Origin of the sequence: Ructibacterium gallinarum, from assembly GCF_014982785.1 — a bacterium.
Lineage (GTDB): Bacteria > Bacillota > Clostridia > Monoglobales > Monoglobaceae > Ructibacterium > Ructibacterium gallinarum.
The window spans coordinates 1-14,433 of sequence record NZ_JADCKB010000013.1; the positions used below are offsets into that span (position 1 = coordinate 1).

At 40.9% G+C, this 14,433-nt stretch carries 10 protein-coding genes; 7 read left to right on the top strand and 3 right to left on the bottom strand.

Annotation, left to right across the window (positions count from 1 at the left end):
• Nucleotides 1–160 precede the first annotated feature (160 nt).
• The gene (gene spoIVA / locus INF28_RS07235; protein WP_226392798.1) at nt 161–1,642 is read right to left on the bottom strand and encodes a stage IV sporulation protein A; all 1,482 of its coding nucleotides are present in this window, start codon (nt 1,640–1,642) and stop codon (nt 161–163) included.
• A gap of 174 nt (nt 1,643–1,816) precedes the next feature.
• Here spoIVA and INF28_RS07240 point away from each other — a divergent pair, with 174 nt between their 5' ends.
• On the top strand, nt 1,817–3,784 hold the full coding sequence (locus INF28_RS07240) for a GTP-binding protein (protein ID WP_226392799.1): 1,968 nt from the start codon (nt 1,817–1,819) through the stop codon (nt 3,782–3,784).
• A 101-nt stretch (nt 3,785–3,885) separates the two neighbouring features.
• On the opposite strand, the gene INF28_RS07245 is transcribed toward INF28_RS07240, so the two are convergent.
• Nucleotides 3,886–5,667: an ABC transporter ATP-binding protein gene (locus tag INF28_RS07245; RefSeq protein WP_226392800.1), complete on the bottom strand. Its 1,782-nt coding sequence runs from the start codon at nt 5,665–5,667 to the stop codon at nt 3,886–3,888.
• Entirely contained in the window at nt 5,655–7,421 is a 1,767-nt protein-coding gene (locus INF28_RS07250) for an ABC transporter ATP-binding protein (RefSeq protein ID WP_226392801.1), read from the bottom strand. Before INF28_RS07250 ends, INF28_RS07245 begins: the two co-directional genes overlap by 13 nt.
• A gap of 238 nt (nt 7,422–7,659) precedes the next feature.
• On the opposite strand from INF28_RS07250, the gene INF28_RS07255 reads away from it, so the two are divergent.
• From INF28_RS07255 to INF28_RS07280, 6 genes are all read left to right on the top strand, one after another.
• On the top strand, nt 7,660–8,901 hold the full coding sequence (locus tag INF28_RS07255) for a bifunctional folylpolyglutamate synthase/dihydrofolate synthase (protein ID WP_226392802.1): 1,242 nt from the start codon (nt 7,660–7,662) through the stop codon (nt 8,899–8,901).
• 180 nt (nt 8,902–9,081) lie between these two features.
• A complete protein-coding gene (locus tag INF28_RS07260) occupies nt 9,082–12,324 on the top strand; it encodes an S-layer homology domain-containing protein (protein ID WP_226392803.1) in 3,243 nt (1,080 codons plus the stop codon).
• Between the two features lie 143 nt (nt 12,325–12,467).
• Nucleotides 12,468–12,740 carry a sporulation protein YabP gene (gene yabP / locus INF28_RS07265; RefSeq protein WP_226392804.1) on the top strand — a complete coding sequence of 91 codons (273 nt, stop codon included), beginning with the start codon at nt 12,468–12,470 and terminating at the stop codon, nt 12,738–12,740.
• 27 nt (nt 12,741–12,767) lie between these two features.
• Nucleotides 12,768–13,358: a spore cortex biosynthesis protein YabQ gene (gene yabQ, locus INF28_RS07270; RefSeq protein WP_226392805.1), complete on the top strand. Its 591-nt coding sequence runs from the start codon at nt 12,768–12,770 to the stop codon at nt 13,356–13,358.
• A gap of 111 nt (nt 13,359–13,469) precedes the next feature.
• On the top strand, nt 13,470–13,844 hold the full coding sequence (locus tag INF28_RS07275; protein ID WP_226392806.1) for an FtsB family cell division protein: 375 nt from the start codon (nt 13,470–13,472) through the stop codon (nt 13,842–13,844).
• A gap of 111 nt (nt 13,845–13,955) precedes the next feature.
• Nucleotides 13,956–14,426: a S1 RNA-binding domain-containing protein gene (locus tag INF28_RS07280; RefSeq protein ID WP_226392807.1), complete on the top strand. Its 471-nt coding sequence runs from the start codon at nt 13,956–13,958 to the stop codon at nt 14,424–14,426.
• Nucleotides 14,427–14,433 lie beyond the last annotated feature (7 nt).

Below are 14,433 nucleotides of genomic sequence, written 5' to 3' on the forward strand. Positions count from 1 at the left end.
GAAAGAATACAAATAAAAACAAAACTGACTCCGCTTGAAAAACGAAGTCAGTATATTGCTTAAATCTTTAATTTATCCTACCATCAAGGGCGTTTTTGTACTGTCCGCACAAATTGGGGCAGTCCAATAGTTCATTTCTATCCGGAGGATGTAAAATAAATTATAAAATAATACAGATCATACCGCCGCTGCCTTCGTTAATGATCTTTTGCAGTGTCTCTTGCAGCTTCATTTGGGCATCATCAGGCATACGGTAAAGTTTGTTATGAAGCCCTTCGTTAACAAGTTCATGCAAGGATTTTCCAAAAATATTGGATTCCCATATTTTTTTGGTATCATTTTCAAATTCATTAAGCAAATAATGAACCAATTCTTCCGACTGACGTTCGGTACCTACAATTGGACTAACCTCTGTTTCAATATCAGCTCGGATCATATGGATGGAAGGAGCGCTTGCTTTTAAGCGAACGCCAAACCGGCTACCTTGTTTTACAATTTCCGGTTCTTCCAGGGTCAATTCTTCAAGCGAAGGAGTCACAATTCCATATCCCTTTTGTTTTACCGCTGTTAAGGCAGGCGCAATTTTATCATATTCTTTTTTCATTTCAGCAAGCTTGCACATGAGTTGTAAGAGGGCTTCTTTGTCATTTATATCAAAACCAGACTGAGTTTTTACTGTTTCATAAAATAGTTTTTCTGGTATCATAATATGAATTTCTGCTGTGCCTTCTCCTGCGTCAATGCGAGCAACATCGGCTCGGTTGACATATTCGCATTCCTGAAGTTTGTCAGGAAGGTGCATCAGATCTGAAATTTTTATCATGTTTTCTGATGCTTGAAAAACAGCATCACAAAGGCCTGAACGAAGTGGATTGCCGGAAGGAAGCGTTAAAATCCAGCTTGGAATATCAATTCCAACTTCTTTTAATGGAAATTCGTACAGAATTTGCTGCATAACCAGGTCAATATCCTGTTCGCTTGCTTCCATACAATTTAAAGGAATAACGGTAACGCCAAATTTTTCTTTTATCTCCTGACAGCATTTTTGAGCTTGTGCGGAGTTAGGCTGCGTACTGTTTAATACTACCACAAATGGTTTATTTAGTTCCTGCAGTTCTCGAATAACGCGAGATTCGGCGTCTTGGTAGTCGCTTCGATCAATTTCCGTGATACTGCCGTCAGTTGTAACGACAATGCCTACGGTGGAATGGTCTGCAATGACCTTTCTTGTACCAATTTCGGCGGCTTCTGCAAAAGGAATGGGCTCATCCGCCCATGGGCTCATGACCATTCTAGGCATTTCATCTTCGATATACCCTCTGGCTCCTTCTACAATATAACCTACGCAGTCGATCATACGCATTTTAAAGCTGGTAGAATCTCCCACTGAAATTTCAACCGCTTCATTTGGAATAAATTTAGGTTCTGTTGTCATAATGGTGCGGCCGCCAGCACTTTGCGGAAGTTCATCCATTGCTCGGGCGCGTTTAAAGTCGTTATCCATTCTGGGCAGTACAACCAGGTCCATAAATTTTTTTATGAATGTTGACTTGCCGGTACGAACGGGACCTACAACCCCGATGTAGATATCGCCTTGTGTTCGATTGGCAATATCTCGATAAATATTATTGTAGCTATCCATACACATCCTCCTCAAAATTCGTACTTCATTTTATACCAGTATATTGTGTGCTTGTTTCCTTTATGCCATTTTTAAAAGATTTTTATCCTTTTTACTGTACTTCCTGTTTGACAAAAGACAGCCCTATACGTATAATATTATTATAAATTTGGATAAGGTATAGAGGAAGAATATATGAATAAAATCATTGGTATTACAGCGCATGTTGATGCGGGAAAAACCACTTTGTCGGAGCGGCTGTTATTTCTAAACGGAGCACTCCGCAAGGCAGGAAGAGTGGATCATGGTGATACGCTGCTTGATAGTCATTACATTGAAAAAGAACGCGGCATTACTATTTTTTCGGATCAGGCTTTATTTTCTTATGGCGGTGATACTTATACCTTGCTGGATACACCAGGACATACAGATTTTGCTGCCGAGACAGAACGGTGCCTTAAGGTTTTGGATTTTGCGATTTTGGTGATCAGCGGCGTAGAGGGAATTCAGGGACATACTTTGGCTTTGTGGAACGTATTGCGTCAATTCCATATTCCAACAGCGATTTTTGTGAATAAAATGGATCGTGAAGGGGCGGATGTGGAAAAAGTTTTTGAGGATATAAAAAACAGATTGAGTAAAAATGCATTTAAAATGTGTGAAAATGCAGCTGTATGGACAGCGCCTACGGCAGAATTTCTGGCAGAACGAGACGAAATATTGCTGGAAAAATATTTGATTGGTTCTGCTGAAGAGGAAGAGTATTTGAGTGCGGCACAGAAATTGTTTTGTGCAGGAGAAATTTTCCCCGTGTTTTATGGCTCGGCCTTGAATGGGGCTGGGGTAGAAAGTTTTTTGGGGGCATTTCATTTATTGGCACAGCCCTCCGTAATAGAAAACAAGGACGATGATTTTTCCGCGTTTGTATATAAAATACGAAATGACGGGAAAAATCGCCTTGCTTTTTTGAAAATATTGTCCGGTACACTGCAGGTGAAAGATAAAATTCTTTCACGGAATCGAGATGAAAAAGTGCATGAGATGTATCGTTTTCGGGGAAATAAAGCGGTAAGCATTTCACGGTCTGAAGCAGGAGAACTATGTGCTGTTACGGGTTTGAGCGTTAAATGCGGACAATATATAGGTAAAAATTCAGGAGAAGAAAATTGGCATTTTCGTCCGGTTCTGTTTTCTCGTGTGCGGTGCAGTGCAGCGGTTCCCGTTCAAACACTGCTCTCCTATTTGAAAATCTTGGAAGATGAAGAACCAATGCTTTCGGTGGAATATGATGCTACCCTCAATCAGTTGAGGGTTTGCTTGATGGGAACAGTGCAGATGGAAATTTTAAAAGAGTTAATGGAAACTCGTTTTGGAATGAAAATTGAATTCGAAGCGCCGGAAGTACTTTATTATGAAACCATTACAGAGCCTGTGATTGGTTCCGGACATTTTGAGCCTCTTCGGCACTATGCCGAAGTGCGATTACTGCTCGAACCCGCCCCGGCAGGAAGCGGGATTGTTTTTGAAAGCCGGTGCTCTGTGGATGTTTTGGATGTTTCTTATCAAAATTTGATTCGCACACATATCTATGAAAAAGTCCATAAAGGTGTTTTGACTGGAATGCCTTTAACAGACGTAAAGGTAGTGCTTTTGACGGGTCGGGCGCATTTGAAGCATACTGAAGGAGGAGATTTCCGCGAGGCGGTATATAGGGCAATTCGCCAAGGCCTTTTCAAAGCAAAATGCAGAGTTTTAGAACCTATATATCAATTTCGTATTGCCTGTCCATCAGAGTGCATTGGAAGAATCATGTCGGACATTCAAAAATATTGTGGTGATTTTCAGTCTCCGGAGATAGCAGGGGAGGAAGCTGTTATCACTGGAACGGCACCCGCTTCTGAATTTATGCAGTACAGCACGGAATTGGCAGAAATTACAAAGGGAAGAGGACATCTGTCTATGGAATTCGGCGGATATGTTCCATGTCATAATTCTGAAGAGGTTATAGAACGATTCCATTATGAACGGGAAAGAGATGTAGAGAATACGCCGGATTCTGTTTTCTGTTCTCATGGAGCCGGATACACGGTGAAATGGAATGAAGCGGATGCCGCAATGCATTGTCCGCTTCCTCGAATGCAAGAAGTCAATCAGAAAACGTAAAATATTTTGCTTAAGAATTCATTAAAAATTCCCCATCCATATCAATAAAGGATGGGGAATTTTCAGCCCAGGGTTTTCCAGGTTTTGAGAATGGGCATATTTTAGTTTGCAAGGGAGGTTTGGGTTTTATATAGCTTTGCATATTCTCCATCCAGTGCCAGAAGTTCTTCATGAGAACCTTTTTCTATAATTCCCTTGTTGCCAATGACCAAAATAACATCTGCAGATTTAATGGTGGAAAGGCGGTGGGCAATCACAAAAGAGGTGCGGTTTTTTAAAATTGCGGCAATACCCTCCATGATTTTGATTTCTGTTTCGGTGTCAATGCTGGAGGTGGCTTCATCCAGAACCAGAACTCTGGGGTTTTTCAGCATGGCGCGTGCCAAAGAAATCAGCTGGCGCTGGCCGGCGGAAAGCATGCTTCCGCGTTCGCTGACAGCGGTTTGATATCCGTTTGGAAGCTCTGAAATAAAGTCATGGGCATTGACTGCTTTGGCCGCGGCAATGACTTCTTCGTCTGTGGCCTCCAGTCGCCCGTATCGAATATTTTCCATAATCGTTCCGCTAAACACAAAACTGTCCTGTAACATAAAGCCAAGCTGTTCCCGAAGGGATTTGATGGTAACACTTTTGATATCAATACCGTCAATGGTGATTCTTCCGCTTTGGATGTCATAATATCTTCCCAGTAAATTGGCAACCGTAGATTTTCCGGCTCCTGTCTGTCCCACTAGAGCCACCATCGTTCCAGCAGGATAGGAAAAGGAAAGATTTTCTAAAATATTTTCGCCTTCCTCATATCCAAAAGTGACGTGCTCAAAGGCAACATCACCTTTTACGTCCGGCATCACAGTGGCGTTGGGCGCATCCTTGATTACAGTGTCTTCCTCGATTACCTCAAAGATGCGTTCCAGATATGCCATATTGGTCATAATTTGATTGTAAATGTTACTCATGTTGTTAATTGGTGTCCAGAAACGCCAGATATAGCTTATAATTGCGATAATGACACCGACACTAAGTTCTTCGCGGGCGATGGCGGCTGCACCAATAAAATAAATCACAATGACACTCAGCTCTGAAATGATGGTTGAGGTAGGCCAGATAGAAAATTCAATCAGTTTTGCACGCATCCATGCCCGTAGTGTATCGCTGGACAAGCGGGAAAAAATACGGCTGTTGGAACGCTCTTTAACAAATGCCTGTGTGATACGAACTCCGTTAATGCTTTCGTGAAGATATGCGTTTAAATTGGAATTTTTGTCGCTGTATGCCTGCCATGCCCGGCGGTGAATGGCTTTCAGTTTAATAATAAAGAATACCAAAAGTGGAAAGCCAATCAGCGAAATTAAGGTCAGTTTTACATTGATGGCAAACATGAATCCGAGAATAACAAACAAAGATACCATTTCCATCAGTGCATTGACCAGACCGTTGGAAAACATGTCGGCCAAAGAATTGATATAGTTGACAACCCGAACTAGAATTTTGCCGTGAGGACGGGTGTCAAAATATGTGACCGGAAGTTCCTGCAGATGTCCGAACATATCACAGCGCAAGTCATGAATAATGCTGTGACCCACATAATTCATCAATTTTGACCGTGCGCTTTGTGCCCAGATGGAAAAAATAAAAATGACAAAACAAAGGATCCCGATGAAAATAAGCCCTTTTACATCTTTGTTTGGAATTTTCTGATCCAGTGCGATCTGAAATAGATACGGTGTTGACATAGATGTAACTGTAGCAAGTAACATGATTCCAATGGTTAGGATAAATTCCTTTTTATATGGTTTAATATAGCTGACCGCACGATGAAGTTGCTCCTTGCTCATGTGGATTTTCAGGTCTTCATCGCTGTCGTATGTATTTACTTTTGCCATGCAGGTTCACCGCCTTTCTGTGCGTCTGCAAGTTCACTGAATTGATGTCGGAAGACTCGGGAATAGTATCCGCCAGCGTTTACCAGATCTTGATGCTTTCCTCGCTCGGTTATATCTCCATTCTCCAAAACCAGAATCTGGTCACAATCTTTTACAGAGGAAATCCTCTGGGAAATAATAAATACTGTCTTGTTTCCAAACAGTTCAGAAAGGTTCCACTGAATATCTCGTTCGGTTTCTGCATCCAATGCTGAAGTTGTATCGTCCAGTACCAGAATAGAAGGATTGTGAAGTAAAGCCCGTGCAAGCGTTAGCCGTTGTTTCTGTCCGCCGGACAAACCGACGCCGCGTTCGCCTACAATGGTGTCATAGCCTTCTGGCAGTTCCATAATAAAATCATGTGCTTTCGCTGCTTTCGCGGCTTTAATGATATCTTTATCCGTCGCCCAGCTAGTACCAAAGGCGATGTTTTCACGAATTGTGTTGGAAAATAGAAAAACATCCTGCTGTGCCACAGCGATACTGCCTCTTAAAGTATCCAAATCAATGTTTTTGATGTCTTCGCCGTCAATGAGGATAACCCCGTGATCTACATCATAAAACCGGCTGATCAAATTAATGATGGTGGATTTTCCGGAGCCGGCGGATCCAATCAATCCGATGGTTTCCCCGGCTTTGACATGGAAGGTCGCATCGTGCAGTGCGTGTTCTGCTCCGTCATAGCCGAAGCTGACACTAATGAAATCAATGTTTCCATCAATGCGTTTTTTGATTGGTGCGGCTTTGACTGGTTTAATTTCAGTATCGGTGTTTAAGAGATCAATGAGTTTGTCAGTTGAGGCCAGACAGTTTGCCACATCGTTAGCAAGAAATCCGTATTGCGTTAAAGGTCCGGTTATCATCCAGACCATGCCGTTAAACATGACAAGATCGCCCATAGACATTTTGCCTGTCATAACCAGAATGCCGCCGACTACAATATTATAAATGGTAAAAAGCATTTGAATGTTTGAAAGAAATGGCATGTAACGGCGCCAAATACGGTTTACGTTAAATTGTTCCAGTTTAAAGTTTTCACTTGCGATGCGCATTTTTTCCCGTTCCAGATCTTCCCGGACAAAAGCCCGGACGACTCGGTTTGCTTCAATGTTTTCCTGGGCAACTGTATTCAGCACAGCACGGAGTTCCCGAACTTTTCGGTATCTGGGTTTCACACTAAAAGCCAGTTTGACTGCCATGTATATTGCCAGTGGCATAACGATGGCGGCCATGACAAGAAAACTGACATCTGCCGCCGTCATCATAAAGCAAAGGGCGCCCAGAAAAAATACGGATTGCTCAATAAGTGTATAAAATACATGAGAGAAAAAATGCCGGATAAAATCTACATCGGCGGTCATACGTGTCATAAGATCTCCGGTCCTGGTTTTGTCAAAAAAACTGAATTCCATGGAAAGCAGTTTTTTAAACCCTTGATTCCGGACATCAAGCATGATTTTCTGACCGGTACGTTCAATGACATAATGGACATAATACCAAATGCTTACCCTTGCCAGTGTCAGACAAAAAAGAGCAATTAAAATGGGTATTAACAAATTATTTCGGCCTGCGACAATGACATCATCGACAATGACCTTGACCAGGTAGTTGTTGGTGAGCGGAATCAGTGAAATCACTACTCCTAAGGCAATAGCAGTGTAGTAGCGAACGCGCTGCCCTTTCAAAAGACCAAATAGAAATTTTACTGTTTTCATACCTACTTCCCTCCTCACGTAGTTATGTTACAGTTCTTCTATAGATTGTAATCACTTTGTTTTGAAAATCAATATTGAATAATTGATAATTTATATAAAAATTTTAACATTGCACAAAACTCATATTGGAATTTTAACATGATTGTAACATTCCGGTTGTTGCCGAAAGGAAGTTAGTTGCTTTTTGAAAAATTTGTGCTATACTAATAAGGAAATCAGAGAAAACCGAGGGAATGATATGGATTATAAAGAAACCATTGCTTATATTCACGCTATGCCAAAATTTAGCCGGAAATTGGGCAATACGATGTTGCGCCGCCTTCTAGAATGTTTGGGAAACCCACAGGATGAACTGCGCTTTATTCATATTGCAGGAACCAATGGCAAAGGTTCCGTTGCTGCTATGCTGGCAAAAATTTTATCCTGTGCTGGATTTAAAACTGGATTATTTACTTCACCTTATATTGAACGATTTAATGAAAGAATTCGTATTGGAGATCAGCAGATTTCTGACACAGAACTGTCCGAGATTGTAACTGGCATTCGAAATGTGATCGAGAAAGAAAAAACAGAAGTTTCAGAATTTGCTTTGGATACAGCGGTGGCATTTTGTTATTTTGCAAAAGAGAAATGTGATTTGGTTGTGCTGGAAACCGGTCTTGGAGGGCGTTTAGATGCCACCAATGTGATTTCCAAAAATCTGGTGACTGTACTGACTGCGATAGGGCTTGATCATACGCAGTATCTTGGGGATACAATTGAAAAAATTACAGCGGAAAAATGTGGTATTTTTAAGCCTGGATGCCCGGTAGTTTCTTCTCCGGGACAAGAGGTAGAGGTATGCCGCGTTATTAGACAATATGCGGATGAAAAAAATGTCCCGCTTTTTTTTGCAGCAATGCCGGAATGGGAAGATGAAAAGGTGCTTTACGGCGGCCATATATATCAATTAGGCCTGGAGGGAACTTTTCAGGCAGAAAATGCTGCGGTGGTTATAGAAGCCGTACAACAGCTTCGTAAGCAAGGGTTTATTATATCGGAAGAGGCACTTCGGCGAGGACTTGCAGAGACAAAGCATGTCGCAAGATTTGAAAGATTTGGGGGAAATATTATATTGGATGGGGGACACAATCCGCAGGCGGCTGAAAAGTTATGTGAATCCTTGCGGCAGCTTAAGAAACCGGTGTATTTTTGTACAGCAATGATGGAGGATAAGGATTATATACACTGCGCAGAAATTTTTGCCGAAATTGCCGCTGGAGCGATCACCACGCAAATTGATATGCCGCGATGCTGTCATGCCCAAAATCTGGCTTTTGCTTTTGAAAAATACGGGGTACGGGCTATTCCTGTCACTGATCCTGAAAAAGCTGTTTTAAAAGCCCTAAAAATGGCCGAAAAAAATGGAATTGTATGTATATGTGGTTCACTGTATTTGGCTGGAAATTTGCGGCCATTCCTGAAAAAAATGTTTACATAAAATGAAGAAAACCTGTCTGTTTGCTGCTTAAATACAGACAGGTTTTTTATGTAAAAATTTATGGTAAGAAAGGAAAAAAGAAACTTACTGCCCAATAAAGCAGAAGAATGGAATATCTGAGAAGAAAAGTTGCAAACTAATTTATGTAGAAAAATGAATTTAAGATGAAGGAGAAAAACAATGAAAAGATATTTCTTTCGCTTTACAGCAATTTTTATTGGTTTTTTGCTTGCGGCGTTTCCGTCTGGAGCAACCGCTGATACAAAAAAGCAACAATTATTGCAAGAAGTGCAGGTGAATGAAACGAATTTTCCAGATGCCCGTTTTCGGGAATGGATTTTAAACCGAAATAATTTAGATGGTGCCGGCACAGATGCGATTTTAACTTTGGAAGAAATTGAAAAAATTAAAAGTATTGATGTGTCGGGCTTGGCAATTGAAGATTTAAAGGGAATAGAGATATTTTCTGCTCTTACTACCTTAAGGTGCAGTCGTAATAATCTTCAGGAATTGCATGTAGATCAAAATACGCAGTTAACAGGATTATATTGCAGTTATAATCAGATCCGTGAATTAAACCTGGTTAGTAATACGCTTTTAAACAGCTTAAATTGCAGCTTTAATAAATTAAATTCTTTAGATCTTTCCGGTAACTCTCAGCTTACCGTGTTAAACTGTGAAAGCAATTATTTAGAAGAATTAAATCTTGCAAGTTGTAACTCTTTGATTAGTCTGTACAGTAGAAATAATTTGCTCAAACAGCTTGATCTAAACGATTGCATTAAGCTGGAAAGCATTGATACATCCAGCAATCAACTAACCTCTTTAGACATTCAGGCTTTATCGGAATTAAAGTTTTTATATGCAGATGTAAATCATTTGCAAGCATTGGATGCCAGTCAAAATCAAAATTTAGAGGATCAGGGTTTAGTAATTCGCGAAAATGATTTAACGGAAATCCACTTGCCAGTGCAAAATAAATTAATTATGCGCCCGGAAGATTATGCGCAGCAGAACCCTCAACAAGGATATGATTTGGTTGAATGGTATTTTGACAGTCTTGGAGGACAGAGAGTAGAAGGAGAATTTCAGGCAAATGGGCAGGTGCTTTATGGAAAACGTATGCCCAATCAATATACTGTTTATTTTTCCGGAAATAATGGAAGCGGCAATATGTCTTCCATTGCTGCCGTTTATGATCAGGAATTTACGCTTCCTCAGTGTACTTTTACTCGATATGGGCACAATTTTAGTACTTGGAATACAGTTTCTGGCGGTTTTGGCGATTCCTATACGGATCAGCAAACGGTTCATAATCTGGCAGGAAAGACGCAGGGAAGCAGAGTTACGCTTTATGCACAATGGCAGCCAATTCAATATAAAATTGCTTTTGATCCAAATGGCGGTACAGAGACTTCAGAAATGCCGGAGCAGAGTGCAGTCTATAACAGAAGTTTTACTTTACCGCCCTGTACCTTTGAGAGAGAAGGATTGGAATTTGCAGGATGGTCGCGCAGTCCTGAAGGAAAAGTACAGTATACAGATCAAAGTGTGGTTTATAATTTGACAGCAGAGGAAGGTGAAACAGTTACTTTATATGCTATTTGGCGAACACCGATATCAGAAATTCAAAAACCGTATTTAGAGCGATTGGAAACTGCATTTCGACAGTTTGCATCAGAAAATTACACTTCACAAGATTGGGAAGTTTTGTCAGAAGCATATGCTTCGGCATTAGATGATATACAAAACTCTGATGACTCGTTTATGATGAATTTATATTGTGAAACAGGAATTCGTCAAATGGAAAAAGTTATTACTAAAACCCAAAGAGTAGATGAGGTATTGCAGGGGTGGCAGACATCTCACAGTATGGTATTAAGTATGTTGGTTTCTGATTCTTTAAATGAAAGCAATGGCACGTGGACATCAGAACAGGCTCTTTTGGCTTTAAAGGAGTTGGAAGGAGAAGGATTATATCAATATTCAGATTTGACCCGGCCTGAAGATCTAGAGGAGGTCTGTGGTGCTGTGGTGAAGCGCTTGGAAGAAACCTCCAGCAAATTAATCGAGTTAAAGCAAGCGGCAGATTGGATTGTACAGCTTGGTGATGCAGCTACCAAACCAATGGAGCAGGTAACGTCATCCGAAATGAGTGTATATCAAAATTGGATGACCCAGTATGAAGCTTTTAGTGAAAATCAAAAAAAATGGATTGATGCAAAGGTGTTTGAGCGATTAAATGAACGAAAAGCATTGTCGGAAGAAAAACAAGGGGCAGCTACAGCATTGAGAACAGCTTATGAAGCTTTTGACCTTACTTTATATTCCGAACAGGGCAAAGCAGCACTGCTTTGGGCTTTTCAGGATGGTATCGAGGCTGTGGAAAAAGCCGTTTCTAAAGATGAGGTGCAAAACGTGTTGGATGCGTGCTGGAAAGCGATGAACGATGTCCCGAAGGCGGATGAAGAATCCTCCGGTGGCTCGGGCGGTTCTGGTGGTTCAGGCGGTTCAGGTGGCTCCGGTGGCTCGGGCGGTTCTGGTGGTTCGGGCGGTTCAGGTGGCTCCGGTGGATCCGGTACGGATAATGACACTACAGACATTGTTACTGATTCAGAAACTGGGGCCAAATTAGAAATAACAAAGCAGGAGAATGGAAGTCTTGCGGTTAAAATTTCAGTTCAGATACCAGAAGCTCTTCAAGGTATTTGGATTACCATACCTTGCCAGGCCAATGCAGCTTCTGCAGCATTTTTGCTGGAAGAAAATGAACAAAAAGTGATACGCAAATCGGTAGTGACACCGCAGGGACTTCGTGTGTGGATTGAAAAATCTGGAAGTATAATTATTGCTGAGAAAAAGCAAAGTTTTATTGATGTTTCAGCGGATGCATGGTATGCGGATACAGTCCAGATGGTTTCGAACCGAGAAATCTTTAAAGGAACGCATGAAACAAAATTTTCTCCTGAAGAATTTATGAGTCGAGCAATGCTTGCGGCGGTACTCTACCGCTTAGAAGGAGAACCATCAGCAGAAATAAAAAATATTTTTGAAGATGTGGTTTCTAATGCCTGGTACGCAGAGGCTGTATATTGGGCAGAGGCAAATGGCATAACCCAGGGAACTGCTCCCGAAAAATTTGAACCCGAACTTTATATTTCCCGGGAAAGTTTTGCGGTCATGTTATACCGATTGGCAAATAAACTAAATATAATAACGGAAGCAGATAGTGATATTTTAAAAGAATTCAAAGACCGGGAAACTATATCAACTTGGGCAGAAGAGGCGATTGCATGGGCATGCAATATGAAAATACTTGAGGGAAGCGATGATGGCAGATTGTACCCGGGTATGGATTGCAGCCGTGCAGAAGGCGCTGCAATGTTGATGCGATTCTTAACTGTACTCAGTGAGCAGCAGTAAAATGACATTTTGATTCAGAGGTAATGCTAGCAGTTTTGGGATTCCTTCGGGGATCCCTATTTTTATGCAAAGTAGAAGGTTGTTCATAAAATAGGCGATTGCAGAATAGATATGGACTATGAAATATTTTTGGAGGTATGAATATGGAAGAAGAAAAAAGACATTTTATTACCATGGAAAACCGGGAAAAACTTACAATTACGGAGGTGGAAGACGTAGAAAGTTTCGATGAAGAAAAGGTGGTGGTTTATACCTCTATGGGAACAATGACGGTGATTGGCAGTGAGTTTAGAATCCATAAATTAAATGTGGAGGATGGGCAGTTGGTCATTGAAGGAGAAATCGATGAAATTAAATACAGCCAAACCAGAGAAACGTCAAACCAGGGAGGATTTTTTTCGCGATTATTTCAGTAAATATATGCAGATAAAGGGGGCATCATTATGGAACTGTCCTATCATATCGGCATAGCGTATTTTTTATGGTCGCTGCTGGCTGGATCCGTTTTAGCGCTGCTCTATGATGTCCTGCGGGCAGTGAGAAAAATGGCAGGAGGTTCAGGATTTTCTGTTAATACAGAAGATATTCTTTTTTTTCTGTTTGCGGGAATTATTTTATTTTGGATGGCTTTTTATAAAAATGGCGGGCAGCTTCGCTGGCAAGGATTTTTAGGTACAGTGGCAGGATTTATTATTTATCGATGTATTTTTCGAGATTTTATTACAAATGCTATGATCCGATTCTGTGGCATTTTTATCAATATCTTGACCTGGATATTAAAAATGGTTTTATTGCCATTACGTTTGGTTTATCGTATCATAAAAAAACCATTTGTTGTTGTGGGATGGTATACTAGGCAAAGTGCACAGAAAGCAGAGGGAGCAATGCGGCTCCGTTTTGAGCGGCGGAAAATGAGAAAAAAATGCCGCAAAGCCGAAAAGAAAAAAAGATTGGCCGAGCAAAAAAGAAAAAAACAACAAAATAAAGAACAGTATTTATCAAATCCGCAACAGCGAAAAAATAAAACACGGTGAATATAAGCCAGGAAAATTAAGAAAAGAATGAATTTTTCGTTGACAAAATACCTGCTTTAGAGTATAATCAAAATATATCTTTGTATATAATTGCAGAAAGGCGGAGTTGGCGTGAGCAAGGTGCTGCATGGAAAGCAGGAGAAACATCCTTCTCAGGCAAAATCGGGAGTCGGTTCAGGAAGCAAACGCAGACTGAATTTACGGCGATTTTTGACAGTCTTATTGGTATTTGGGTTTGCGGTCTATTTTGTTTATATTATGATTTGGCAGCAGGTGACTATTTCGCGTAAAAATAAGGAGATTAATGCTCTGGAGGAAAAAATCAGCGCTGCAAACCAACAGACAGAGGAGCTGCAGCAGCAATTAGATCATTTAAATGATCCGGAGTATTTAGAACAGATCGCGCGTGAAAAGCTTGGACTGGTCCGGCCGAATGAACGGGTCTTTGTTGACGCAAACAAAAGTGAAGCTAATCAAGGGGATTAGACCCTTTGAAGGAAAGACCAAAAGAAATGGGGAGCTAGGGTTCCTGATTAGTGAGAAGAATGATTAAATTTACATAGGAGGATTTTCCTCTGGGAAGGATTATGGAGAAGCATGCAAATTGAAGTTGGTTCTATTGTAGAAGGCAAGGTTACAGGGATAGCGGCATTCGGTGCTTTTGTTGAATTGGAAAACGGAAAAACCGGATTGGTACATATTTCTGAAATTGCCTCTGAGTATGTCAGCGACATTAAACAGCATTTAAAAGAGGGACAGAAAGTAAAAGTAAAAGTCATTGGGATGGATAAAGGCAAAATCAGCCTTTCTATTAAACAGACTGAGACGGAAAGCGGCAAAAGGGAAGAACGTAGAGGTGCGCAGAAGAAACGTTCGGAAAGACGCGCGGCGCAGAATAGTGGCCCAAAACAGCCACCGGAAGAGTTTGAATTTGTCCGGAAACGTACGGGGGATATGAGTTTTGATGATATGCTCCAGAAATTTAAGCAGGACAGTGATGAAAAATTTCAGGATTTGAAGCGAAGCAATGAAGGCAAGCGTAGCGGAGGATATAAACGGGCTTATTAAACGGTAA